This is a genomic window from Sanguibacter hominis ATCC BAA-789, assembly GCF_012396185.1.
GTDB lineage: Bacteria > Actinomycetota > Actinomycetes > Actinomycetales > Cellulomonadaceae > Flavimobilis > Flavimobilis hominis.
On the sequence record NZ_JAAXOW010000001.1, the window covers coordinates 1,388,608 to 1,411,836 of the forward strand.

General features: G+C 73.1%; 20 protein-coding genes. 8 read left to right on the forward strand and 12 right to left on the reverse strand.

What is annotated here, in order from left to right:
• Nucleotides 1-4: 4 nt before the first annotated feature.
• The 6 genes from hemL to hemQ are packed head-to-tail and all read right to left on the reverse strand — an operon-like array spanning nucleotide 5 to nucleotide 6,272.
• Entirely contained in the window at nucleotides 5-1,357 is a 1,353-nt protein-coding gene (gene hemL / locus HF995_RS06370; RefSeq protein WP_168446885.1) for a glutamate-1-semialdehyde 2,1-aminomutase, read from the reverse strand.
• On the reverse strand, nucleotides 1,354-2,352 hold the full coding sequence (hemB, locus tag HF995_RS06375) for a porphobilinogen synthase (RefSeq protein WP_168446886.1): 999 nt from the start codon (nucleotides 2,350-2,352) through the stop codon (nucleotides 1,354-1,356). The genes hemL and hemB overlap by 4 nt, the downstream gene beginning before the upstream one ends.
• Nucleotides 2,349-3,158 (reverse strand): uroporphyrinogen-III synthase, encoded by an 810-nt coding sequence (locus HF995_RS06380; RefSeq protein WP_168446887.1) that lies wholly within the window; start codon nucleotides 3,156-3,158, stop codon nucleotides 2,349-2,351. Before HF995_RS06380 ends, hemB begins: the two co-directional genes overlap by 4 nt.
• A complete protein-coding gene (hemC, locus tag HF995_RS06385) occupies nucleotides 3,155-4,156 on the reverse strand; it encodes a hydroxymethylbilane synthase (protein ID WP_168446888.1) in 1,002 nt (333 codons plus the stop codon). Before hemC ends, HF995_RS06380 begins: the two co-directional genes overlap by 4 nt.
• Entirely contained in the window at nucleotides 4,153-5,538 is a 1,386-nt protein-coding gene (locus HF995_RS06390) for a ferrochelatase (RefSeq protein WP_168446889.1), read from the reverse strand. The genes hemC and HF995_RS06390 overlap by 4 nt, the downstream gene beginning before the upstream one ends.
• Nucleotides 5,535-6,272 carry a hydrogen peroxide-dependent heme synthase gene (gene hemQ, locus HF995_RS06395; protein WP_210727084.1) on the reverse strand — a complete coding sequence of 246 codons (738 nt, stop codon included), beginning with the start codon at nucleotides 6,270-6,272 and terminating at the stop codon, nucleotides 5,535-5,537. The genes HF995_RS06390 and hemQ overlap by 4 nt, the downstream gene beginning before the upstream one ends.
• Nucleotides 6,273-6,578: 306 nt before the next feature.
• On the opposite strand from hemQ, the gene HF995_RS06405 reads away from it, so the two are divergent.
• Nucleotides 6,579-7,043, forward strand: coding sequence for a hypothetical protein (locus HF995_RS06405; protein ID WP_168446892.1), 465 nt, complete (start codon nucleotides 6,579-6,581; stop codon nucleotides 7,041-7,043).
• Nucleotides 7,040-7,504 (forward strand): hypothetical protein, encoded by a 465-nt coding sequence (locus HF995_RS06410; RefSeq protein WP_168446893.1) that lies wholly within the window; start codon nucleotides 7,040-7,042, stop codon nucleotides 7,502-7,504. The genes HF995_RS06405 and HF995_RS06410 overlap by 4 nt, the downstream gene beginning before the upstream one ends.
• Here HF995_RS06410 and hemG read toward each other — a convergent pair.
• The gene (gene hemG, locus HF995_RS06415) at nucleotides 7,501-8,991 is read right to left on the reverse strand and encodes a protoporphyrinogen oxidase (RefSeq protein ID WP_168446894.1); all 1,491 of its coding nucleotides are present in this window, start codon (nucleotides 8,989-8,991) and stop codon (nucleotides 7,501-7,503) included. The two genes, HF995_RS06410 and hemG, sit on opposite strands and share 4 nt — an antisense overlap.
• Complete coding sequence (gene hemE, locus HF995_RS06420; RefSeq protein ID WP_168446895.1) at nucleotides 8,991-10,109, reverse strand: uroporphyrinogen decarboxylase; 1,119 nt, start codon at nucleotides 10,107-10,109, stop codon at nucleotides 8,991-8,993. Before hemE ends, hemG begins: the two co-directional genes overlap by 1 nt.
• Nucleotides 10,110-10,157: 48 nt before the next feature.
• Between hemE and HF995_RS06425 the strand changes: the two genes are divergently transcribed.
• Together HF995_RS06425 and HF995_RS14095 are read left to right on the forward strand one after the other, a co-directional pair.
• Nucleotides 10,158-11,423 carry a glutamyl-tRNA reductase gene (locus HF995_RS06425; protein WP_168446896.1) on the forward strand — a complete coding sequence of 422 codons (1,266 nt, stop codon included), beginning with the start codon at nucleotides 10,158-10,160 and terminating at the stop codon, nucleotides 11,421-11,423.
• Between the two features lie 93 nt (nucleotides 11,424-11,516).
• Complete coding sequence (locus HF995_RS14095) at nucleotides 11,517-13,256, forward strand: LGFP repeat-containing protein (protein ID WP_168446897.1); 1,740 nt, start codon at nucleotides 11,517-11,519, stop codon at nucleotides 13,254-13,256.
• Between the two features lie 78 nt (nucleotides 13,257-13,334).
• Here HF995_RS14095 and HF995_RS06435 read toward each other — a convergent pair whose 3' ends face one another.
• Nucleotides 13,335-15,128 (reverse strand): Ig-like domain repeat protein, encoded by a 1,794-nt coding sequence (locus tag HF995_RS06435; protein WP_168446898.1) that lies wholly within the window; start codon nucleotides 15,126-15,128, stop codon nucleotides 13,335-13,337.
• A 183-nt stretch (nucleotides 15,129-15,311) separates the two neighbouring features.
• Here HF995_RS06435 and HF995_RS06440 point away from each other — a divergent pair, with 183 nt between their 5' ends.
• Nucleotides 15,312-16,235 carry a Ppx/GppA phosphatase family protein gene (locus HF995_RS06440; protein ID WP_168446899.1) on the forward strand — a complete coding sequence of 308 codons (924 nt, stop codon included), beginning with the start codon at nucleotides 15,312-15,314 and terminating at the stop codon, nucleotides 16,233-16,235.
• Nucleotides 16,236-16,283: 48 nt separating this feature from the next.
• Here the strand turns inward: HF995_RS06440 and HF995_RS06445 are convergent, their stop codons facing one another.
• Together HF995_RS06445 and purB are read right to left on the reverse strand one after the other, a co-directional pair.
• Complete coding sequence (locus HF995_RS06445; protein WP_168446900.1) at nucleotides 16,284-17,672, reverse strand: hypothetical protein; 1,389 nt, start codon at nucleotides 17,670-17,672, stop codon at nucleotides 16,284-16,286.
• A 309-nt stretch (nucleotides 17,673-17,981) separates the two neighbouring features.
• Nucleotides 17,982-19,436: an adenylosuccinate lyase gene (purB, locus tag HF995_RS06450; RefSeq protein ID WP_168446901.1), complete on the reverse strand. Its 1,455-nt coding sequence runs from the start codon at nucleotides 19,434-19,436 to the stop codon at nucleotides 17,982-17,984.
• Between the two features lie 143 nt (nucleotides 19,437-19,579).
• On the opposite strand from purB, the gene HF995_RS06455 reads away from it, so the two are divergent.
• Both HF995_RS06455 and HF995_RS06460 read left to right on the forward strand, forming a co-directional pair.
• Nucleotides 19,580-19,912 (forward strand): hypothetical protein, encoded by a 333-nt coding sequence (locus HF995_RS06455; RefSeq protein ID WP_168446902.1) that lies wholly within the window; start codon nucleotides 19,580-19,582, stop codon nucleotides 19,910-19,912.
• Nucleotides 19,909-21,660: a lipase family protein gene (locus HF995_RS06460; protein ID WP_168446903.1), complete on the forward strand. Its 1,752-nt coding sequence runs from the start codon at nucleotides 19,909-19,911 to the stop codon at nucleotides 21,658-21,660. Before HF995_RS06455 ends, HF995_RS06460 begins: the two co-directional genes overlap by 4 nt.
• 8 nt (nucleotides 21,661-21,668) lie before the next feature.
• Here HF995_RS06460 and HF995_RS06465 read toward each other — a convergent pair whose 3' ends face one another.
• Nucleotides 21,669-22,052 (reverse strand): phage holin family protein, encoded by a 384-nt coding sequence (locus HF995_RS06465; protein WP_168446904.1) that lies wholly within the window; start codon nucleotides 22,050-22,052, stop codon nucleotides 21,669-21,671.
• A 39-nt stretch (nucleotides 22,053-22,091) separates the two neighbouring features.
• On the opposite strand from HF995_RS06465, the gene hisC reads away from it, so the two are divergent.
• Nucleotides 22,092-23,186, forward strand: coding sequence for a histidinol-phosphate transaminase (gene hisC, locus HF995_RS06470; RefSeq protein WP_168447027.1), 1,095 nt, complete (start codon nucleotides 22,092-22,094; stop codon nucleotides 23,184-23,186).
• Nucleotides 23,187-23,229 lie beyond the last annotated feature (43 nt).

Consider the following 23,229-nt stretch of genomic DNA (forward strand, 5'->3'; position numbering starts at 1 on the left):
AGCGTCAGCCTGCCGGGCGCGTCGCGTTGGCGGCAGCCCGAGCGGCGGCCGGCAGCGCGTCGACGATGCGTCCGACCGCGTCCGCGTCGTGCGCCGCCGTGAGGAACCACGCCTCGAAGACGGACGGCGGGAGCGCGACGCCCGCGTCGAGCATCGCGTGGAAGAACGGCGGGTACCGCCACGACTCCTGCGCCTGGACGGCCGCGTAGTCGCGCGGTCCCGCGACGCCGGAGGCGTGCGCGGGGAAGGTGCCGAACGCGAACGAGAACAGCGACCCCGCACGCTGGACGGTGTGCTCGACGCCCGCGCCGGTGAGCGCGGCGCTGACCGCCTCGGAAACGATGTCGGCGGTGCGGTCGACGTGCTCGTACACGGCGGCGTCGGCGGCGGCGAGCGTCGCGAGGCCTGCGGCGACGGCGACCGGGTTACCGGAGAGCGTCCCTGCCTGGTAGACGGGACCGAGTGGTGCGAGGTGGTCCATGATCGCGGCGGGGCCGCCGAGCGCGGCGACCGGCATGCCGCCCCCGACGACCTTGCCGAACGTGAACAGGTCGGGAGCCCAGCCTTCGCCGGCGCCCTCGAGGCCCCACCAGCCGCCTGCGGAGACGCGGAAGCCCGTGAGCACCTCGTCGAGGATGAGCAGCGCACCGTGCGCTGCGGTGATCGTGCGCAGCCCCGCGTTGAACCCGGGGTTGGGCGCGACGACGCCCATGTTCGCGGCTGCCGCTTCCGTGATGACCGCGGCGATGCTGTCACCGTGAGCCGCGAAGACCGCCTCGACGGCGGCCAGGTCGTTGTAGGGCAGGACGATCGTCTCAGCGGCGGCCGCAGCGGTCACGCCCGCCGAGCCGGGCATCGCGAGCGTCGCGAGGCCCGATCCGGCCGAGGCGAGCAGCGCGTCGACGTGACCGTGGTAGCAGCCCGCGAACTTCACGATGAGCGGCCGCCCGGTGACGCCCCGCGCGAGGCGCACGGCGGTCATCGTCGCCTCGGTGCCTGTCGACACGAGCCGCAGCTTCTCGACGGCGGGCACGCGCGCGATGACGGCGTCGGCGAGCTCCGCCTCCGCGAACGTCGGCGCGCCGAACGAGAGGCCGCGCGCGGCCGCCTCCTGCACGGCGGCGACGACCGCCGGGTGCGCGTGCCCGAGCAGCGCCGGGCCCCACGACGCGACGAGGTCGACGTACTCGCGGCCCTCGACGTCGGTCACGTAGGCGCCGCGCGCCGACGCGATGAGCCGCGGCGTCCCGCCGACCGACCCGTACGCCCGCACGGGCGAGCTGACGCCGCCGGGCAGGACGCGCTGCGCGCGCTCGAAGGCGCCGTCATTCGTCGTGGTGTCGCGGGAGTCGGTCACAGCAGCTCCTGGATGGCGGGGTTGGTCGCGGCCTCGAGGGCCCAGTAGGTGAGTGTCATGTCAGCGCCAGCGCGGCGGATCGCGACGAGCGACTCGGCGATCGCGCGCTCGCGGTCGATGTAGCCGATCGCTGCGGCGGCCTCGAGCATCGAGTACTCGCCGCTGACCTGATACGCGGCGACGGGTACCTCGGACGTCGCGGCGACGTCGGCCAGGACGTCGAGGTACGGGCCGGCCGGCTTGACCATGACGACGTCCGCACCCTCCGCGATGTCGAGCCCGACCTCGAGCGCTGCCTCGCGACGGTTGCCGGGGTTCATCTGGTAGGCGCGGCGGTCGCCCTGGAGGGTCGACTCGACCGCGTCGCGGAACGGCCCGTAGAACGCCGACGCGTACTTCGCGGCATACGCGAGGACGGCCGTGCTCAGGAACCCGGCCGCGTCGAGGGCCTCGCGGACGGCGGCGACCTGGCCGTCCATCATCCCGGACAGCCCGACGACGTCCGCTCCGCGCTCCGCGTGCTGCACCGCCATCGCGGCGTAGCGCTCGAGCGTCGGGTCGTTGTCGACGGAGCCGTCGGCTGCGAGGAGCCCGCAGTGCCCGTGGTCCGTGAACTCGTCGAGGCACACGTCCGTCATGACGACGAGCGCGCTCCCGACCTCCGCGACGACGTCCTCGACGGCGACGTTGAGGATCCCGTCAGGGGCGGTCGCGCCGGAGCCGACGGCGTCGCGCTCGAGCGGCACGCCGAAGAGCATGATCCCGCCGATGCCTGCCTCGGCGGCGCGTGCTGCCTCGCGGCGCAGCGAGTCGCGGCTGTGCTGCACGACGCCGGGCATCGTCGCGATCGGCGCCGGCTCGGCGAGCCCCTCCTTGAGGAACACGGGCAGGACGAGCTCGCGCGGGTGGACGCGCGTCTCGGCGACGAGCGCGCGCAGGGCGGGCGTGCGCCGCAGCCTGCGCGGCCGGTGGACGGGGGTGGGAGCGGCGCTCATGGCATGTGCCTCTCGTCGATGTCGGGTGCTGCAGTTCCAGACGCAGGCCCAGCCTGCCAGTGCCGTGTGACAGCCGTGCTCCCGTCGATTGCCGCCTGGACGGCGGCGACGAGCGCGGGGACGTCGGGGCTCGTTGCCTCGCGGGTGATCGTGAGGCCGAGCGTGTGCGCGGTCTCGGTGGTGCGCGGTCCTATCGACACGAGGACGGGCCTCGCCGCGTCGGGGGCGACGCGTGCCCACGTCTCGGCCGTGCTCGACGACGTGAGCACGACGACGTCGACCTCCGCGGCGTCGTCGGGCACGGACAGCGCGGTCTCGGTGACGTACGCGTCGGGTGCGTCGACGTCCCAGCCAGCGGCGCGCAGGCCGTCGACGAGCTCGGGGCGCGCGATCGAGGACCGCGGTGCGAACGCGGTCGCGGGCGGCTCGTCGCGCAGCGCCGCGAGCAGGCCGGTCGCGGTGCGGTCCCACTCGGGCGTGACGTCGACGTTGAGTCCTGCGGCGCGGGCGCGTCGCCCGGTCGACGGTCCGACGACGGCGACGCGCGTGTGCGCTGGCACCTCACCGAGGCCGTGGTCGACGAGCGCGTCGACCGTGCGCTCCGACGTGAGCACGAGCCACCCGTACGCGCCGTCCGCGAGGCGGCGCAGGCCTGCGCGCAGGGGTGCGACGTCGTCCGGGTCGCGGAACGAAATGAGCGGAGCGACGACCGGGACGAGCCCTGCGGCGGTGAGGGCGTCGGCGAGCTCGCGGCCGGGCCGCCCGCCGCGCGGCACGAGGACGCGCGCGGGTCCGGCGGCGGTCATCGTAGGGGCGCGATGTCCGCCGCGCCAGCCTCGAGCAGCATCTCTGCGAGCTGCACGCCGAGAGCGGCCGCACTCTCGACGTCGAGGACGAGCGCCTCCCCGAGCGCGTCCTCGGTGAGCGGACCGTCGTCGTCGACCGCGTGCAGCGTCGTGCCTGCGCCGTGGCGCAGCACGCGCGACCCGTCGAGCGAGGCGACGACGACCTGGAGGTCGAGCGTCCGGCCGTCGTCGGACACGGTGCCGAGCGCGCCGACGGGTGCGGCGCAGCCTGCCTCGAGGCGGGCGAGGAGCGCACGCTCGGCGGTCGCGGCGAGCCGGGTCGGCAGGTGGTCGAGCGCTGCGACGCCGGGAACCGTGGCTCCGGCACGTTGCTCGACGGCGAGCACGCCTTGCCCGGGTGCGGGCATCATCACGTCGGGTGCGAGCACCTCGGAGACGACGTCGGACCGTCCGAGCCGCGCGAGCCCGGCCGCGGCGAGCACGACGGCGTGCAGGTCGGCGTCCGCACCGAGGGCCCGTGCGAGGCGCGTCTCGACGTTGCCGCGGATGTCGACGACCTCGAGGTCGGGGCGCGCGGCGAGGAGCTGCGCTTTGCGGCGCGGCGACCCGGTCCCGACGCGAGCGCCGCGAGGCAGTCCCGCGAGGTGGAGGCCGTCGCGTGCGCACAGTGCGTCGAGCGGCGTCACCCGTTCGGGCATGGCCGTGATTTCGAGCCCGGGCGCGGCTGCGGTGGGCAGGTCCTTGAGCGAGTGCACGGCGAGGTCGCACGTGTCCGCGAGCAGCGCGTCGCGCAGCGCCGTCACGAACACCCCGGTACCGCCGAGCTGGGCGAGGGAGGCGCGGCTGCGGTCGCCCTCCGTCGTGACGTGCACGGTCTCGACCTCGACGGGCGTGCCTGCGGCCGCGGCCGCCGACGTGAGCGCGTCGGCGACGTGCCCCGTCTGCGTGCGGGCGAGCGTCGAGGCGCGCGTCCCGATCCGGACGGTCGTGGCGGTCACGGCACCTCGCCGGCGACCGCGGGCAGCGGTTCCGCGACGGGGTTGAGGCAGCAGCCGGGGCGGCACACGTCGTACCAGGGGCCGAGCGTCGTCGCCGATCTGCAGCGTCCGCCCGCGGGGGCGGTCGTGCCGTCGGCCGCCGTCACGAGGGTGCGCTCGGCGACGAGGTCGACGAGCCCGCTGACGAATGCCGGGTGCACTCCCGGGGTGGGGACGCGCTCGGCGAGGATCGCGTGCTCCCGGGCTGTCGTCATCGCCTCGTTGTCGAGGTCCCACAGGACCTCCATGTGGTCCGACACGAAGCCGAGCGGCACGATGACGACGGCGTCGACCGCTTGGTCGTCCTCGGGGTTCGCACGCTCGGAGAGGGGCTTGGCGAGCTCCTCGATGCGGTCGTTGATGTCCGGCTCGAGCCACGGCGTGCGGGGGTTGCCGGAGCGGGACTGGTAGACGAGCTCCCACGGCACGGTCGTGTCGACGGCCGTCATGATCGCGTCGGCGACGGCGTAGTGCTGCGCGTCGTACGCGCCGCCCTCGGCCCAGGGGATCTCGTACTCGCCCTCGTCGTCGGCCCCGGTCTGCGGGCCCGTCGCGGACGCGGCCGCCGTCGGGATGGAGTGGGTCGCGAACAGGACGCGGACGCCGTCGGGCGCGACGCCCTCCTGGGCGCGCAGGCGCTCGAGCGCCCCGCGGACGCCTTCGACGAACGGCTCGACGAACCCCGGGGAGTCGTAGAACTGGCGCACCTTGTCGATCGTCACCTGCCCGGTGAGACCGGCCGTCTCGATCGCGGCGGCGAGGTCCTCGCGGTACTGGCGGCAGCCGGAGTAGGAGGAGTAGGCGGCCGTCACGACGGCGAGCAGGCGGGTGTGGCCGTTCGCTGCTGCCTCGGTGATCGCGTCGGGGAGGTACGGGTCCCAGTTGCGGTTGCCCCAGTAGACCGGCAGGTCGAGGCCGCGTGCGTCGAGCTCGGCGAGGAGCGCGGCGCGCAGGTCGCGGTTCTGCTGGTTGATCGGTGAGACGCCGCCGTGGGCGCGGTAGTGGACGGCTACCTCTTCGAGGCGCTCGTCGGGGATGCCGCGCCCGCGCGTGACGTTGCGCAGGTACGGGATGACGTCGTCCTGGCCTTCCGGGCCGCCGAACCCGACGAGGAGGACGGCGTCGTAGGGCGCGGGCTCGGCAGGGACGGGCGTGGGGAGCGCCTCGCGGAGGTCGGCGAGGTAGTCGTCGAGGCCTACCTCGACGAGGCCGTGCTCGTCGCTGGTCTCGGCGCCGCAGCCACCCTCGCCGCACGCGCAGGCGTGCGGAGCGGCGTCCGTGGCGGCGCGCTCGGGCTCACCGGGCGTGCGTGCGCCCGGGGTGGGGAGGTCGGTGGCGCTCATGCCTGGCCCACCAGGATCTCGGCGAGCTCGGCGGTGCCGACGCGTCGGCCGGTGTAGAACGGCAGCTCGTCGCGGACGTGGCGGCGGGCCTCGGTGTAGCGCAGGTGTCGCATGAGGTCGACGAGGTCGGTCAGCTCGTCCGCCTCGAGGCCGAGCAGCCACTCGTAGTCGCCGAGCGAGAACGCGGAGACGGTGTTGGCGAGGACCTGCGGGTAGTCGCGACCCTTGCGGCCGTGGTCGGCGAGCATCTCGCGGCGCTCGTCCTCGGGGAGGATGTACCACTCGTAGGACCGCACGAACGGGTAGACCGTGAGCCATGCGGCGGGCGGGACGTCGCGCATGAAGGCGGGCAGGTGGCGGGCGGTGAACTCGGCGGGGCGGTGCACGCCGAGCGCGTTCCACGTCGGGACGAGCGCGCCGAGCAGCTCGGTGCGGCGCAGCGTGCGCAGCGCTGCCTGGAGGCCCTCGGCGGTGGGGCCGGTGAGCCAGATGATGACGTCGGCGTCGGCGCGCAGCCCGGACGCGTCGTAGGTGCCGCGCAGGGTCACGTCCTCGGGGAGGTGCGCGACGACGGCGTCGAGCTCGGCGGCGAGCTCCGCCGGGACGGCGGCCGTGGCTGCGGCGCGTGCTGCGGGGGTCTCGTCGCGGCGCAGGACCGCCCAGAGCGTGTAGGCGACGGGCTCGGGGCCGTCGGCGTCCGGGACAGCATTTCCGTAGGTGTCCGTGGAGGTCATGCTCAGTAGTCTGCGCCCTTTGCCGGGTGCGTGCGAAACGGTGGCGCACGTTTCGGGGAGTGACATTGTTCTGACGGTCTGTAAAAAAGAGCTTGGCGCTGCCGGCGGGTTGCTGCAGACCTCGCGGGAAGGCGTGTGCGCCCACATGGTGCTCGTCCCCAACACGCGTCGTCGGCATCGCGCCGAGTCGCTAGACTCACGTCGCGTTCTCGACCGACCGATAGGAAGATGTACGCCGCACCCTGGACAGGGCACTGGCGGGGTCGCTCGACTGACGGCACGGCGACGGACGGAGGATGGAAGACGATGCTGCCCCTGCAGCTGCTCGACGAGGTCGACGAGCTGACGCACCGCTTGGGAGCGGACCTGATCATGGGTCCGCGTGCTCACCACGCCTACGGCAGCTGGTTGACGGTGCACCTGGACGACGAGTCGATGGAGACGCTGGGCCAGAAGGTCTACGTGACGTCGCTCGAGGACGACAGGGTGCGCGTCGAGGCGGGCTTCGCGATCCGTACCGAGGTCGCCGCGCTCGCGGGGTCGGGCAGGCGGAGCGAGGCAGCAGCCTTCGTCGAGGCGCTCCTGACGGGAGCCGTGCGCGAGGGCGTGGTCCGCGACGTCGTCGGCGGCTGGTCCCGGCTGGTCTGGGAGGGTTCCACGCCGCTCTTCAGCTGGACCGAGGCGGGCCCGACGCCGGACGAGCACGTCCTGTGGCGCCGCACCCTCGGCATGCCGCGCAGCGGCCGCACACCCATGGACGCGACCGCATGAGCCCCGTGAACCCGCAGGAGGACCCGGCCTGGACCGCGGCGGTCGAACGGCTCCACGCCCTCGCGACCCGCGTCTCGTGGGACGTCGCCAGGCCGAGCCCCGGCCGCGTCGAGCTGTCTGACGGTGCTGGCCACCGCATGAGCATCACCTGGTACGACGAGGACACGGCGCGCGTCGAGAGCGGCGAGCTCCTCTCGACGCTCGTCCCGCTGTCCTCCGACCGTCCCTCGGGCGACGACCTGATCGACCACGTCACCGCGATCGCGCGCGGTCGCGCCGCGGAGGGTGTCGTCCTGACGACGGACAGCGCGGCGTGGGCGTCGGTCGTGACGATCGTCGAGGGCACCGACCACCTGTGGCGCAGCGGTGAGCTGACGCGCGGCACGCCCGTCCTGTGGCGTCGCATGACGCCGTGGACGCCGGTCACCCGTCCGTCGAAGCCGGAGGAGCAGCCCGCCTAGGCGAGCATCTCCGCGGCCGTGCGCCGCGCGTCCGTCACGACGGCGGACAGCCCCGTGCCGGCGACCCAGGCCCCGGCGACGTGCAGGCCAGGGACGTGCGCGACGGCGTCGCGCAGCCGAGCGACCCGGGCGCGGTGCCCGGTCGCCGCGAACGGCAGCGCGCTCGCGAACCGGACGACCTTCGCCCCGACGACGTGCGCGGGGGTGAGAGGCACGCCGAGGAGCTGCCCGGCGTCGTGCAGGGCTGTGCGCTCGAGCGAGGTCGCCGACGCGTCGCCCGGGTCGGGCTCCCCGCCGAGACGGCCGTAGGAGAGCCGCACGACGTGGTGGCCGGGCGGCAGCGAGTCGGCGAGCCACGACCACTTCGCGCTCGCGTGGGTGAGCGCCTTCGCGCGGATGCCGTGCGCAGCGTTGGTCCCGGCGGCGACGAGCACACCCGTGCCGCGCGGCGCCACGTCGAGCGCGGGCGCGTCGAGCACGAGGGTGACGAGGTTGACGTGCCCGCTCGGCACGGCCGGGAGGGTCTCGGCGGGGACGTGCGGCTCGAGGAGGCGCGCGGCGTCGGCGGAGGACGTCGCGACGACGACGTGCTCGGCCTCGAGGGTGCCCGCCGCGGACGCGCCGACGGCAGCCTCGTGCGAGCCGGGCCGTGACGGCCCGACGATGTGCACGGCCCAGCCGGTGCCGGTGCGGTCGAGCCGGGCGACGCGCACGGACGTGCGCACGTCGACGCCGAGGGCGGCGAGGTCGGCGAGCAGCGCCGTGACGATCCGGTGCATGCCGCCGCGCAGGCCTGCGACCGCTGCGCCCGACGGCGCAGCCTGGCGCAGCGCGGAGGCGGCGGCGACGAGCGAGCCGTGGCGCGCGACGCCGTCGCGCAGGCCGGGGGCGACGGCGTCGACGTCGAGCACGTCCGCCGACGTCGAGTGGACGCCGCCCGCGACGGGCGCGACGAACGTGCGCAGGACGCGTGAGCCGAGCCGGGCGCGCACGAGGTGCCCGACGGACACGCCGTCGTCCCCGCGGGTGCCGACGCTCGCTGGCAGCACCGTGTCGAGGCGGGCCCGCAGCCATGCGCGGGTACCGAGGGCGCGACGCACGTCGGCGAGGTCGCCGGGGATGCCGAGGACGCCCGAGCGGGGCAGCCGCGTGAGGACGTCGGGAGAACGCACCCAGGCGGACGCGGACGACGGCGCCACGACGTCGTCGGCGAGCCCGAGCTCGGCGAGGAGCTCGGGGACCGCGGTCGAGCGCGTCGCGAACGACTCGGCGCCCGCGTCGACGGTGACCTCCGTGAACGGTGACGACTCCGGGCACTGCGGTTCTGCGCCGTCGATGCCGCCGCGCGTGACGGTGAGGGGCCCGACGCTGCCGCCCGCGTGCGCGCGCGCCTCGAGGACGATCACCTCGTGCCCGGCGCGTGCGAGGTCGCGTGCGAGGACGAGGCCCGCGACCCCGCCGCCGACGACGACCGTGCGCCCGTCCATCACCGCTCCTCGACCCGCGCCTCGTGGACGGTCCGTACGACCGAGGTGAGCACGTCGGGGTCGGCGTCGGGCGGGACACCGTGCCCGAGGTTGACGACGTGCGCGGGTGCCGCGAGGCCGCGGCGCAGCACGTCGTGGACGTGCGCCTCGAGCGTCGCGGGCGGCGTGAAGAGGAGGGCGGGGTCGATGTTCCCCTGGAGGGGCGTGCGGTGCCCGAGCAGGGCAGACGCCTCGTCGAGGGGGGTGCGGTGGTCGACGCCGACGACGTCCGCCCCGACGTCGCGCATCGCCTCGAGGAGGTGGCCCGTGCCCGTCCCGAAGTGCACGACCGGGACGCGCGCGCCGCCGAGGTCGAGCGCGTGGACGCCTTCGAGGGCGAGGGCGGAGAAGGGGGCGACAGACGCCTCGTAGTCGGCGAGGGAGAGGGATCCGGCCCACGAGTCGAAGAGCTGGACCGCGCTCGCCCCGGCGCGCACCTGGGCTACCAGGAACGTGCCTGTCACGCGCGCGCACCACGTCAGCAGCCGCGCCCACAGCTCGGGGTCGGCGTGCATGAGCGCACGAGCAGCGAGGTGGTCGCGTGACGGTCGCCCTTCGACGAGGTAGGCCGCGAGCGTGAACGGAGCACCGCCGAACCCGATGAGGGGCGTGTCGCCCTGGCCGCTCGCGCCCGGGTCTGCGGCGAGCCCCGCGACCGACAGCTCGACGGCCTCGCGCACGGGCGCGAGCGCCTCCTCGGTGAGGTCGAGGGCCTCGAGCCGCGCGACGTCGTCGGCCGTGCGGACGGGGGCGCCGAGGACGGGCCCGACGCCGGGCGCGATGTCGACGTCGACGCCGGCGAGGCGCAGGGGCACGACGATGTCGGAGAAGAACACGGCGGCGTCGACGCGGTGGCGGCGCACGGGCTGGAGCGTGATCTCGGCGGCGAGGTCGGGGCGCAGGCAGGACTCGATCATGCCGACGCCCTCGCGGACGCGCCGGTACTCGGGCAGCGAGCGGCCTGCCTGACGCATGAACCACACGGGGGTGACGTCGGGTCGCTGACCTCGAAATGCGCGGACAAGACGAGAATTATCTGTCGTCCTGTCAGTTAGGGGGTGGTTCTCTGAGACGCTCATCACGCGATTGTGCCCCGAATTCTTGTCGGTGATTGAATCGTGCCTGCCGTGAACATCTTCTCCTTTGCAGCCTCCCACCACGACCTCGGGCTCGACGAGCTCGAGGAGCTCAGTGCAGCCTCGGGAGCCCTCGGGGAGACCCTCGTCGCGGACCCCACCCTCACCGAGGGTGTCGTCGTGCTCGCGACGTGCAACCGGTTCGAGGTCTACGTCCACGCGCCCGCGAGCGCCGGCCCAGCGGAGGTTGCCGACCTCGTAGCACGCCGCGTCGCGAGCGCGACCGGCCTCACCCCCGAGGGCGTCCGCGCCGCCCTCACCGCGCGTACGGGAGCCGACGCCGCCCGGCACCTCCTCGAGGTCGCGTCCGGGCTCGACTCGATGGTCGTCGGCGAGCGAGAGATCGCAGGCCAGGTGCGGCGAGCCCTCGGCTCCGCGCGCGCACGCGACACGACGAGCCCGGACCTCGAGCGCCTGTTCGGCCACGCCTCCCGCGTCTCGAGGCGCGTCGAGTCGGCGACCGGCCTCGGCGCCGTCGGCCGCTCGATCGTCGGTGTGGGCCTCGACCTCGCGGGTGAGCACCTGGGGCCGTGGCGCCTCACGCGCGCCGTCCTCATCGGCACCGGCTCCTACGCCGGCGCCTCTCTCGCCGCGCTCCGCGCTCGCGGCTGCCACGACGTCCGCGTCTTCTCGAGGTCCGGCCGGGCCCCCGCGTTCGCGCGCGCCCGCGGCGTCGCTGCGATCGAGGAGGGCGGCCTCGTCGACGCTCTCGCCGACGCCGATCTCGTCGTCTCGTGCTCGGGCCGCATCGGCACGGTCCTCGATGCGGCTGCGGTGCGCACCGCGCGCGAGCGCGCGACCGAGCAGGCGGAGCAGCTCGCCCACGAGCCCGACCCGAGCGTGCGGCCGCTCGTCGTTCTGGACCTCGCCCTGCAGCGCGACGTCGAGGCGGACGTCGCCGACGTCGACGGCGTCCTGCTGTTCGACCTCGCGAACGTCCGCGCGCACGCTCCTGCAGCGGGCGCCGAGCCTGTGCGGCGTGCGCACGAGATCGTCGACGCGGCGGTCGCCGAGCTCGACGAGCTGGCGTTCGCGCGCCGTGTCGACCTCGCGGCGCTCCCCCGGATCCGGGCGGCGCAGGCCGACGCCGCGGCCCGCCTCGACGAGGAGCGCGCAGCGCTGGCTGCACGCGGGGTCGGCGGCGCCGAGGAGCGCCGCGCCGAGCGTGCCGCGCGCCGCGCCGTGGCGGCTGAGCGGCACGCCCGGATCATGGCCGCGAAGCAGGCGTCGCGCGCTGCGCTGACTGCAGCGCGCTGAGCGGCGGTCCGCACGTCAGTCGTCAGGCCTGTGGCGCCGAGGGGTCGCCCCGTTATGGTGGACAAGCCCCCCGAACCTGACGAAGGACCCGCTGTGAACGAGCACCCCGTCTCGAGCCTGCCCACCCCACCCTCTGGCCAGGGAAGACGTCGCAGCCGGCGGACGCTCGGCCTGCTCGTCGCACTCCTCGTCGCCGTCGGCACGGCGATCGTGCCGGGCACCGGTGCGCTGCCCGCCGAGGCGGCCACGGACCCCAACACCATCACCCAGACCACGCTCGGGAAGTTCGACCCCGGCAACCTCATCAGCGACGAGGTCTTCTTCACGGGGTCCGCGTTGTCGGCGGGACAGATCCAGACGTTCCTCACCAGCAAGGTCACGAAGTGTGCGGCGACCGACGGACCGGCGTGCCTGCGCAGCTACCGTCAGACGACGCCGAACCGGCCCGCCGACGCGTACTGCAAGGCGTACGGGGGTGTGCGCAACGAGCTCGCGTCGACGATCATCGGCAAGGTGTCCAAGGCCTGCGGCGTGAGCGCGAAGGTGCTCCTGGTGCTGTTGCAGAAGGAGCAGTCGCTCGTCACGTCGACGGCCCCGACCGAACGCCAGTACCGGTCGGCGACAGGTTTCGCCTGCCCTGACTCGGCGCCGTGCGACGAGCAGTACTACGGCTTCTTCAACCAGGTCTACTCGGCCGCGCGACAGTACAAGCGCTACGCGGTCGTCGACGCTTACAGCTGGTTCCCGGTCGGGGTCGCGACCAACATCCAGTACCACCCGAACAAGTCGTGCGGCACCCAGAGGGTCCTCATCAAGAACCGGGCCACGGCGGGTCTGTACTACTACACGCCCTACGTCCCGAACGCGGCCGCGCTCGCGAACCTCAACGGCAACGGCGACCTGTCGAACCCGAGCGCCCCGAACTGCTCGTCGTTCGGCAACCGCAACTTCTGGCGAGGCTTCACCGAGTGGTTCGGTTCGACGAACATCGCGGTGACCGGCACGGTCCAGAAGGCGTGGCTCGCGAACGGAGGGCTGCAGGGCGCGTTCGGCAAGCAGCGCGGTTCGCAGGTCTGCTCGTCGAGCGGGCGCTACTGCGTGCAGACGTTCGCCGGCGGCACGCTCGCGGCGAACGGCTCGGCGGGCATCGCCATGCCGAGCGGCGCCGCGCGCACGGCGTGGGTGAAGCAGAAGTCGCAGAACGGTGCGCTCGGCTGGCCGAAGAAGGCTCTGACGTGCCGCAAGAAGGACAACACCTGCGTCCAGACGTTCACCGGCGGCTATGTCGCCCAGGGAGCCGTGACCGGCACTCGCGTCGTCTCGGGCGGTCTCGCCAAGGCGTGGAAGGCGTCGAAGGGACGCGACGGCGCCCTCAAGATGCCGCGCGCCGCGGCGAGGTGCACGAAGGCCGGGACGCGCTGCACGCAGAAGTTCCAGGGCGGCTACGCCACGACGCACACCAGCTACGGCAACCGGGCCGTCGTCGGCCTGATCGCCGACCGGTGGGTCAAGAGCAAGGGAACCAAGGGGTCGCTCGGCTGGCCCACGAAGAACCAGAAGTGCTCGAAGGTCAAGGGTGGCAAGGCGTGCTACCAGTACTTCAGCGGCGGAGCTATCAGCTCCCACCCGCAGTACAAGACGCGTGCGCTGACGGGCAAGATCGGTGCTGCTTGGGTCAAGGCGCAGAAGTCCGGCAAGTCGCTCGGCTGGGCAACGGGCGCCCGCACGTGCTCGACGAAGAAGGGTGTGAAGACCTGCACCCAGAAGTTCACGAAGGGCAAGATCACCTACAAGGGCAAGGGCGCGGCGAAGATCGTGCGCTCCAAGCGCTGAGCAGCCGACCCGCCGGACGACGACGGCCTCCGCCCCGCACAGGGGACGGAGGCCGTCGTCATGGCTGGGCCTCGGTGCTCAGCGCACCTTGAGCCGGAGCGTCTTCGAGGTCGTCTTGAGGACCTGCGCCGAGCCGCTGTAGCTGACCTTCACCTTGTGGGTGCCACGCGGCAGCTTCACGACGAGCTTGCCCTTGTCCTTGGCACGGAGGGTCCGCGTGACCTTCTTCTTCCCGTAGCGCACGGTGACCTTCCCGGTGGGAGCCGCGACGCCTGCGGCCTTCACCCGGACGGTCGCCTTGCGCTTGCCTGCCTTCGCGGTGACGCGCGAGGCCGCCTTCGCGGCGCTGCTCGACGTGAGCACCTGGACGGTTGCCGACGCCTGGAGCGGAGCGGTCGCGACGAGCGTCACCCCGATGCGTGCTCCTGCGTCGGCACCGACGAGGGAGTAACGGTACGACCGCGCCCCGGCGATCGGAGCGCCGTTGCGGGTCCACTGGATCGCGACCTTGGTGCCCGGCGAGTCCCACGTGCCGGTGCTCACCGTGAGGGTGCGGCCGACCTGAGGGGTGCCCGAGACGATCGGCGCGGTCCGGGTCCGCGGGGCGTCGCCGGTGGCCGTGCGGCCGAGCCACGCGCTGCCGATGCTGATGACGTGCCCGGGAGCCGCGGCCGTCGAGAAGACGAGGATCGGGGTCCCGTGCGCCGACGCGGGGACGGTGAACCTCGACCCGGTACCGATGATCCCGTTGCCGTCGCTCCAGTAGGTCGTCACCTTGGTGCCGGCGGGCGCCGACGTGACCTTCGTCGAGGCGGTGAGCGTCGAGCCGACGCGCGCGGTGCCGTCGGCGCGCACGTACGTGAGCGGTGCGTTGCCCAGGGCGCCGAGGGCGAGGCTCAGGCTCTTCGTGCCGTTGCCGACCGCGACGACGGTCGACGCACGCTTGTCGCCGTTCTCGGCGTTGACGAGGTAGGTGCCGGGCGCGAGACCCGTGATCGTGCCGGAGGTGGTGCCCGCGCTCAGGGTCGTCGACGACGAGGAGTCGGCACCGATGTTGCGCGCGGAGATCGCCGTCGCCGTCGCCGCGCTCGCCCCGGAGACCTTCACGGCGAGCGTCGACGCGAAGGTGCGCAGGGCGATGGTCTTGCCGCTGACCGTGCCTCCGGACCTGGCCGACGTGAAGACCGTCGCCTGGTGCTGGCTGAGCAGGTTCGAGACCTTGCCGCCGAGCCACGTGGTGAGCAGGGTACGGCCGTCCGCGAGGTCGACGTAGGCGGCCAGGGTGACCGGCCGTCCTGGGCGCGTCCTGACGGTGAACGTCCCGTCAGCGCCGATCGAGGCCCAGGACTGGTTGATCCATGCGTCGGAGTCGATTGAACCGCTGCGGTCGAGCTCGTGCGCCTGGACCTCGCCCCAGCCGATCGTCGTGCCGGCGGGCACGGTGACCTTCCCGGTGACGGTCGAGTAGGCCGCGAGGGGGAGCGTGCGGGTCGCGGTCGTCGCGTTCGGGGTCGTGAACAGGACGGCGGAGTCCAGCCAGTCGCCTCCGCCGAGGAACTGCGAGTACGTCGTGCTCGTCGACGCGGCGCGCAGGCTGTAGCTGCGGCCCGACGTCGTCGCGAACGTCACCACGCCTGCCGTGTTCGTCGTCGCGGTCGCCTTGTACGCGAGCGAGCTGCCTCGTGCGTTGAGCTCGTACAGGTCGACCTGGACGGTGGTCCCGGCGGGCTGACCGGTCACCGTGACGGTGAGGGTCTGCGCGACGGCTGCCTGCGCGGCCGGCGGCATGAGGCCGACGAGGCCGACCGTGATGAGCGCGGTGAGGAGCGCCGTCGCGCGGCGTCTTCTGGTTGTGGTGCTGCTGATCTGCATCCCTGTGTCTCTCCCTGGTCGAGGTGCGGGTGCTGCCGCCGCGACCTGGAGGTGCGGGTGGCCCGGCGCACGACCCGCGCTGAACGTAGTGATGGTGGGGGCGGTCGGCAAACGCTGGGCGGGTGATCTTGCGCCGCCCTGGTCCGACCCGCGGACCTGCCGATCGGGGACTAACGTCGTCCCATGCGGCTGGGAGTCCTGGACATCGGGTCCAACACGGTGCACATGCTCGTCGTCGACGCTGAGCGGGGACGGCCGCACGTGCCTGTCGCGAACGTGCGCTCGGTGGTGCGGCTCATGCGGTTCCTCGAGCCAGACGGTTCGATCGGCCCGGAGGGTGTCGACCTGGTGCTCGCCGGGGTGCGGGAAGGGCTCGCGCTCGCGCTCGCGCACGACGTCCCGGAGCTCATGGTGCTCGTCACCTCAGCGGTGCGCGAGGCACCCAACGGCGCTGACGTGATCGGTCAGGTCGAGCAGATCCTCGGCGAGGAGGTGCGGATCCTCTCGGGTGAGCAGGAGGCCGCGCTCACGTTCCTCGCCGCGCGCCGCTGGCACGGCTGGGGTGCGGGGCGGATCATGCTGCTCGACATCGGCGGGGGGTCTCTCGAGATCGCGTACGGCGAGGGCGAGGTGCCTGACGTCGCCCTGTCGGTCCCGCTCGGCGCAGGCCGGTCCACGATCCAGTTCCTCGACACGGACGTCTCGACGCCGGAGCAGGTCGAGGCGCTGCGCACGCACGCCCGCGCGGTGCTGGCGGACGCGCTCGCAGTTCTTGACGAGCGGCCGCGGGCCGATCATGTCGTGGCGACGTCGAAGACGTTCCGGTCGCTCGCGCGTCTCGCGGGGATGCAGGTCGAGGCCGTCGGCCCGGACGATCGTTGGCGGATGCGTCGCTCGCAGCTCGCGGACTGGGTGCCGCGTCTCGCGCGTCTGACGGCTCAGGGGCGCACGGAGCTTCCCGGTATCACGCCCGAGCGTACGTATCAGATCGTCGGTGGGGCGATCGTCGCGGAGGAGACGATGCGCGCGCTCAAGGTCCAGGAGATCGAGATATGCCCGTGGGCGATGCGTGAGGGCGCGATCCTCGACCGCCTCGACCGACGCTGACGTGCGGACTCCCTGCAACGGTGCACCGCCGACGGGCGGTGCGGCGGTTCAGCGGACCCGCACGGTCCCGGTCGCGGTCGCCTTGGCGACCCGCGCGTCGCCCTGGTAGGCGACGTAGACCTTCGCGAGACCTGCAGGAACCTTCATGGTGAGCGCGCCCTTGTCGGCTGCGCGCAGCGCGTAGGTCCGTGACCGCGCCCCGACCTTGACGGTCACCTTCCCCGTCGGCGCCGCGACACCGAGCGCTCTCACCGTCACGCGCACCGCGCGCTTGGCGGCACTGACGCGCACCTTGCTCGTCACCTTGGCGACGCGGACCGACCGCGAGGTGCTCGCTGCGGAGGCGTGCCCGGTCTTGCGCAGCGTGACGGTGACGGTCAGGCGCCGCCCGGCGTCGGACGGCGTCGGCTTGTAGGTGCGCGCGGTCGCGCGGGCGATGGTGCTCCCGTCGCGCTTCCACCGGTACGACGCCGTCCAGCCCTGGGGCGCGGCGGTGGCGGTCAGGCGGGCGCCGACCTTGGGCTGGCCGGTGATCCTCGCGGCGACGTTCGGGGTGGTGCGCGGGGCGGCGGGCGGTGTGGGCCTGGTGCTCGGCGTCGGGACGGGTCGGGGCGCCGGTGTCGTGGGGCTCGGCGCAGGTGGGTGTGGCGGCGCGGGCGCGGCTGGGACGGCGCCGGTCAGTGCGAACTGGACTCCGGTGACGGGCGACTGGGCTGTCGCGGTGACGGTCGCTGCGGCAGGGCTCGGGGGTGTCGTCGCGCCGCCGCCGTACCAGCCCGTCACGACCGTGCCGTCGGCGCGCTCGACCTGGGCGCTCAGGGCGACGGGGACGCCTGCGGGTGCCTTGGCGGTGAACGTGCCGCCGGTCGCGTCCAGGTCGCCGATCGGGGCGTAGCTCGTGAGCGCCCACGTCTTCGTGGTCGTGTCCCACGTGTGCAGGGAGATTTCGCCGTACGACGTCGCGCCCCTGTCAGGCCAGGTGAGGGTCCCGGTGACGAGCGGCGCGGGTGCGACGTCGAGCTGCTGCTCGGCTGTGTCGGCGTCGGGCGTCGTGAACCGGGTCGCGCCCTCGAGCGTCGTGGACCCGCCGAGATACTGCGGGAAGGTCGTGGTGGTCTCGGCGGCCCAGAGCGTGTACGTCTGGCCGGGGATGGTCGCGAGCTCGACGGTGCCTGCGGCGTCGGTCGGTGCGGACTGCTGCAACCCGAGGTACGTGCCGGTCCGGTCGAGGCGGAAGAGCCCGATCTCGGTCCCGGCCGGGATGCCGGTCGTGCGGACGGTGAGGCGCTGGAGGGTGGACGCGTCGGTCTGCCGCGCGGGAAGGACGACGGCGAGCGAGGCGACGACCGCGAGCGCGAGCACGCGCGCGAGGGCCTGCCGCGTACGGGCGCGGGGCGTGAGGAAGGCGCGCGCGGGCTGGGCGGTCGGGGTGCTCATGCGGCTCCTGGGTCGACGGCGCGACCCCGCGGTCCGGAGCGCGCACCTCCCATATCGGACACTCCGGGCGTCCGTTGAGCATTCCTGTGCGCCGCGGCCGTCGGCGCAGGTAGACGGCGTGCGTGACGCCCCGAACCGCCACCTCAGCGAGGCGACGCGTTCCCGCGAGGCACCCGGCTCCCGCCGACGCAGGCCGCTCCCCGCGACGTAGGCCCTTCCCCGCGAGGTAGGCCGTTGCAGGCCCCTACCCGGCGTGCAGCCCCCTACCTCGGCGCCGAGAGCGGTCGACGGAAGGGCCGAGCTGTGCGCTCAGAGATAGTCGGCGACGAGCTTCTCGGCGAGGCCCGTGTACGACGCCGGGGTCATCGCCTGCAGCCGCGCCGCGACGTCGTCGGGCAGGCCGAGGGTGCCCACGAACTCGCGCATCTGCTCGCCCGTGAGGCGCTGCCCGCGGGTGAGGTCCTTGAGCCGCTCGTACGGGTTCTCCATCCCGGGGACGCCTGCGACGGAGGCCGCGCGCATCGCGGACTGGATGGCCTCGCCGAGCACCTCCCAGTTGGCGTCGAGGTCGGCGCCCAGGATCGTCGGGTCGACGGCGAGCGCCTTGAGGCCGCGCGCGACGTTGTCGATCGCGAGGAGGCTGTGGCCGAACGCGGTGCCGATGTTGCGCTGCGAGGACGAGTCGGTCAGGTCGCGCTGCATGCGGCTCGTGACGAGGGTCGCCCCGAGGGTGTCGAGCAGGGCGTTCGAGATCTCGAGGTTGGCCTCGGCGTTCTCGAAGCGGATCGGGTTGACCTTGTGCGGCATCGTCGAGGAGCCGGTCGCGCCGGGGACGGGGATCTGCTTGAAGAACCCGAGCGAGATGTACGTCCACACGTCGGTCGCGAGGTTGTGCAGGATCCGGTTGAACCGCGCGATGTCCGCGTAGAGCTCGGCCTGCCAGTCGTGCGACTCGATCTGCGTGGTGAGCGGGTTCCACGTGAGGCCGAGGTGCTCGACGAACGTCTTGGAGACGGTGGGCCAGTCGGCGTCGGGGACGGCGGCGAGGTGCGCGCCGAAGGTGCCGGTCGCTCCGTTGAGCTTGCCGAGGTACTCGGCGTTCTCGATGCGGCGCAGCTGGCGGCGCAGCCGGTGCGCGAGGACGGCGAGCTCCTTGCCGAGGGTCGACGGCGTCGCGGGCTGGCCGTGCGTGCGCGACAGCATCGGGACGGCCGCGTGCTCGCGCGCCATGTCGGCGATCTGGTCGACGAGCGCGGTCGCGGCGGGCAGCCAGACGTGGACGACGGCGCCGCGCACCATGAGCGCGTAGGAGAGGTTGTTGATGTCCTCGCTCGTGCAGGCGAAGTGGACGAGCTCGCCGACCTCGGGGAGCACGGTGTCGCCGAGCATCCCGGGGGCGGCGGCGATGCGGCGCTTGATGTAGTACTCGACGGCCTTGACGTCGTGCACGGTGGTCCGCTCGATCTCGCCGAGCTCGGTGATGCCGGCGGAGCCGAAGTCGGAGACGATCGCGCGCAGATAGCCCTGCTCGTTGTCGCTCAGCGCGGGAGCGCCGGGCACGACCTGCTGGGAGGTGAGGTGGATGAGCCACTCGACCTCGACGTGCAGGCGCTCGCGGTTGAGCGCGGCTTCGGAGAGGTGGTCGACGAGCGGCGCGACGGCGGCGCGGTAGCGGCCGTCGAGCGCCCCGAGGGCGACGGGCGGGTTGGCCTCGGCGAGGAGGACGCGGGTTCCGGCGGTCGTCTGCGGGGTCGTGTTCGACATGCGCGCATCATTTCACGCTGGCCTCGAGCGGGTACGGCGTGTCCGTCCTCCGGCCTGCCCACAGGGCACGAGACACACCGGTACGCCGTCGGGTGCCCCCTCCGGTGCCACGGGCCGACGCGTGGGGTGCCTAGCGTCGCGGCATGACCGAGCAGACAACTTCGCCACCGCTCCCCCGAGGCGCCACCGCGCCCTGGGGCGAGGAACGTCAGTGCATCACCGCCCGCGCCCTCTTCCTGGTCGATCGCGTGGCCGTCGTCGGGTCCCGTCTCGCTGGTGCACAGGATGTTGACTGGGCGTCGAACGCGGCGTCGAGCTTCCGCGCGCTGATCCAGGACGTCGGGGCAGATTTCGCGCAGCTCGGTGCAGACATCGCCGACTTCGAGGAGGCGGCGACGTGGCTCTGCGCGGCGGGGGACGAGGCGGAGTCGAGCCTGGACGTCCTCGCGGCTGCCAACGCGGCAGGAGCGTCATGACGGGCGTCGAGGACGTGCCGTCGTGCGCGGCGACAGAGAACCCGTCCTATGCCAGCCGGCAAGGACGCGCGAGCGAGTCGCCGCTGGTGGCGTGGCGCACGGCGGGTGAGCTGTTCTCGGACCTCGGGCTTGGCGGGACCGACCGCTCGGCGCGGGTGGAGGCCCGGCCAGGCCTGAAGGACGTCGTCGAACCGCCGGAGCATGAGCGGCCGTCGGGCGTGGACCCGGGGATCACGGTGACCGGGGGGATCGGCGGCATCCGTGCCCGCCTCGACGACCTCGTGCTGGTCGCCAGCATGCTCGGTGCGCAGGCGCAGGGCCTCGACGAGGCCGCCGAGCAGGCAGTGGGGATAGCGCGCGATGCTGAGAGCTGGAGCCTGCTGATCCAGGACCGTCGCGAGGCGCTGCGCGCAGACGGCGGGGCGGTGGCCGCAGGGTCGTATGTCGATCAGGCTGTGGCGACCTTTCGTGCCCGGCTCAGCGCGGCCCTGTTCGTCGCGGACAGGTGCGCGTCTCGTGCGTCCGGGCTCGCGCGTGACCTCGAGGACGTCGTTGCCGCGCTCGACGGCGCCCGGAAGTCGTACGAGGCGGCGGAGAAGAAGGCCGCGGGAGTCATGCTGAGCACGTCGAACAACTTCGTCCGTGGCTTCACGAGCGCCTTCCCGTGGGTGAACAGCCTGGGCAGTTCCGTGCTTGTGGGGATGTGGGGCGCCTCGAACGGCATCGACAAGGCGGGCGAGGCTGTCGGCTGGGATCCGGGCTTGCGCGACCGGCTCCCCGGCTCGCAGGAGATGCTCGGGTCGATCCTCGACCAGGCCCGGCGCGGCATGCTGGGCGGGTTCGCGGCTGACTCCGACCCCCGTGACGCCGTCAGGTCGACGGCGGGGGCGGCGACGAAGCTGGTCTTCGGCCCGTTCGGCCTCTACCGGAAGGGTGCTGTGGTCGAACGGAAGAAGGTCCAGCGCTTCATCCCGCCGGCGAGGGACCTCGCGAGTGCCGCGAGGGCGCTCGAGCAGGTGAGCAAGGCCGGTGACGGTGCGGTCGGGGTGCAGCGGGTACGTCTGCCGGACGGGACGAGTGCGTGGACCGTGCTGGTGCCTGGCACTCAGTCGAACCCCTTCCTGTGGCGGCAGGACCATGGCCGGGACGGGATCTCCGCGGTCGTCACGACGACGAGCGAGCAGACCGCGGCGGCGCTCGCTCCGCTCCTCGCGCTGCAGAAGGCCGGAGCGCGTCCGGGGGACAAGGTCTCGTTCGTCGGGCACAGCCAGGGCGGGACGATCGCCCAGATGGCAGCGGCGGACAGGGGCGTCCGTGCGACGTACGACGTCGGTTCGGTCGTCTCCTTCTCGTCGCCGACGCCCGCGGGGACCGTCCCGGAGGACCCGGACGTCAATCACCTCGAGCTGTCCAACACCACGGACATCGTCCCGATGCTCGACGGCGTCCCCCCGGCTGCCGGGGCGAACCACGTCAACGTGCACGTGCAGGACTCGAAGCTTGCGGACGAGAGTCTCAAAGAGAGGTCGTCTGACCAGGGCGGGCGGCACAGACTCGCGACGGCCGTCGCGGTCAGCGAGGTCGCGCAGAGAGGGACCGACCCGTCGCTGCGACGATCGCTCGCGCGTCTCGCCCACGACCTCTCGGGCGGGCCGGCCCCGGCGACGGGACTCGGCACGCCGGGGGAGACGCCGCTGCGCTCCATGCTCGACGGCGGCGTCCAGGTCTTCAGCGTGACCGCGAGGTGAGGTGGCGCTCAGTCCCTGTCGCGGCGGCCGATCGCGAGCGACGTGAAGAAGGAGACGATCGAGAGGATGAGCGCCGCCCAGACGGCGGTCCAGAACCCGTCGATCCGCAGGCCCCAGTCGGTGTGGCCCGTGATCCATGCGGTCAGCAGGAGCATGAGCGCGTTGACGACGAGCGTGAACAGCCCGAGCGTGAGGATGTAGAGAGGCAGGGACAGGAATGCGACGATCGGCTTCACGCCGGCGTTGACGACCGCGAGGATGAACGCGACGACGACGAGCACGACGGCGGTCGCTCCGGTCGTGTCGCCTCCGACGATCGCGAAACCGCCGACGAGCAGGGTGGTGATCCAGATGGCGAAGGCGCTGACGAGGACACGCAGGACGAAGGCCATGTGGTGATACTGCCACGCGCCCTCGCTGTGTCGGGTGGGATGCTGGGCGTCGTGAACGACCACGTGCGCCTGCGTCCCCAGATCGAGGCTCTTCCGGCCTACGTCCCCGGTGCCCGCCCGAGCGGCTCGGCCTTCAAGCTCTCGTCGAACGAGAACCCGTTCCCGCCGCCGCCCTCGATCGTCGCTGCGATCATCGATGCGGCCCAGGAGACCAACCGCTACCCGGACATGTATGCGACGGAGCTGACTGAGGCGATCGCCGCGCACATCGGTGTCGACGCGGACCAGGTGGTCGTCGGCAACGGTTCGGTCGCGGTGCTCAGCCACATCCTCGAGGCGTTCGTGAACCCGGGCGACGAGGTGGTCTTCGGCTGGCGCTCGTTCGAGGCCTACCCGATCGCGGTCGCGGTCGCCGGCGGCGAGTCAGTGCGAGTCCCCCTGCTCGACGGTGCCGCCGATGACGGCGCCTCGGCCGGTCGCCTCGACCTGGCGGCGATGGCGGACGCGATCACGGACCGGACGGCGGTCGTCCTCGTCTGCACCCCGAACAACCCGACGGGTCCGGTCGTCCGCGTCGACGAGCTCGACGCGTTCCTCGCCCGCGTGCCGCGAGACGTCCTCGTCGTGATCGACGAGGCGTACCTCGAGTTCGTCCGCGACCCGCAGGCCCCGGACGCGCTCGCGGTGTTCGCGGACCACCCGAACGTCGTGCTGCTGCGGACCTTCTCGAAGGCGTACGGCCTTGCTGGTCTGCGTGTCGGGTATGTCGTCGCGCGCAAGCGTCTTGCGGACGGCATCCGCGCGACCGCGACCCCGTTCGGTGTCTCGCACGTCGCGCAGCAGGCTGCGCTCGCGGCCCTGCGGGTCACGGACGAGCTCGAGGAGCGCGTCGAGGCGCTCGTCGCCGAGCGTGCTCGGCTCGTCGACGGGTTGCGCGAGCAGGGTTGGACGGTGCCGCAGACGGAGGCGAACTTCGTGTGGCTGCCGCTCGGGGACCGGACCGCGACGTGCGCTGCTGAGGCGGCCGCGGCGGGTGCCGTCGTGCGCCCGTTCGCGGGGGAGGGCATCCGCGTGAGCGTGGGCGAGCGCGAGGCGACGGACCTGTTCCTCAAGGTTGCGGCCACCTGGCGCTGACGGCTGTCAGGTGAACGTCCTGGTCCGCGGTGAGGGTTGTGGG

Bases quoted from the DNA above. Each gene is read 5' to 3' on its own strand.
- hemB (WP_168446886.1), bottom strand. From the start codon at position 2,352: ATGAGCGCCGCTCCCACCCCCGTCCACCGGCCGCGCAGGCTGCGGCGC.
- HF995_RS06380 (WP_168446887.1), bottom strand. From the start codon at position 3,158: ATGACCGCCGCCGGACCCGCGCGCGTCCTCGTGCCGCGCGGCGGGCGG.
- HF995_RS06390 (WP_168446889.1), bottom strand. From the start codon at position 5,538: ATGAGCGCCACCGACCTCCCCACCCCGGGCGCACGCACGCCCGGTGAG.
- hemQ (WP_210727084.1), bottom strand. From the start codon at position 6,272: ATGACCTCCACGGACACCTACGGAAATGCTGTCCCGGACGCCGACGGC.
- HF995_RS06405 (WP_168446892.1), top strand. From the start codon at position 6,579: ATGCTGCCCCTGCAGCTGCTCGACGAGGTCGACGAGCTGACGCACCGC.
- HF995_RS06410 (WP_168446893.1), top strand. From the start codon at position 7,040: ATGAGCCCCGTGAACCCGCAGGAGGACCCGGCCTGGACCGCGGCGGTC.
- hemG (WP_168446894.1), bottom strand. From the start codon at position 8,991: ATGGACGGGCGCACGGTCGTCGTCGGCGGCGGGGTCGCGGGCCTCGTC.
- hemE (WP_168446895.1), bottom strand. From the start codon at position 10,109: ATGAGCGTCTCAGAGAACCACCCCCTAACTGACAGGACGACAGATAAT.
- HF995_RS06435 (WP_168446898.1), bottom strand. From the start codon at position 15,128: ATGCAGATCAGCAGCACCACAACCAGAAGACGCCGCGCGACGGCGCTC.
- HF995_RS06440 (WP_168446899.1), top strand. From the start codon at position 15,312: ATGCGGCTGGGAGTCCTGGACATCGGGTCCAACACGGTGCACATGCTC.
- HF995_RS06445 (WP_168446900.1), bottom strand. From the start codon at position 17,672: ATGAGCACCCCGACCGCCCAGCCCGCGCGCGCCTTCCTCACGCCCCGC.
- purB (WP_168446901.1), bottom strand. From the start codon at position 19,436: ATGTCGAACACGACCCCGCAGACGACCGCCGGAACCCGCGTCCTCCTC.
- HF995_RS06455 (WP_168446902.1), top strand. From the start codon at position 19,580: ATGACCGAGCAGACAACTTCGCCACCGCTCCCCCGAGGCGCCACCGCG.
- HF995_RS06460 (WP_168446903.1), top strand. From the start codon at position 19,909: ATGACGGGCGTCGAGGACGTGCCGTCGTGCGCGGCGACAGAGAACCCG.
- HF995_RS06465 (WP_168446904.1), bottom strand. From the start codon at position 22,052: ATGGCCTTCGTCCTGCGTGTCCTCGTCAGCGCCTTCGCCATCTGGATC.
- hisC (WP_168447027.1), top strand. From the start codon at position 22,092: ATGCTGGGCGTCGTGAACGACCACGTGCGCCTGCGTCCCCAGATCGAG.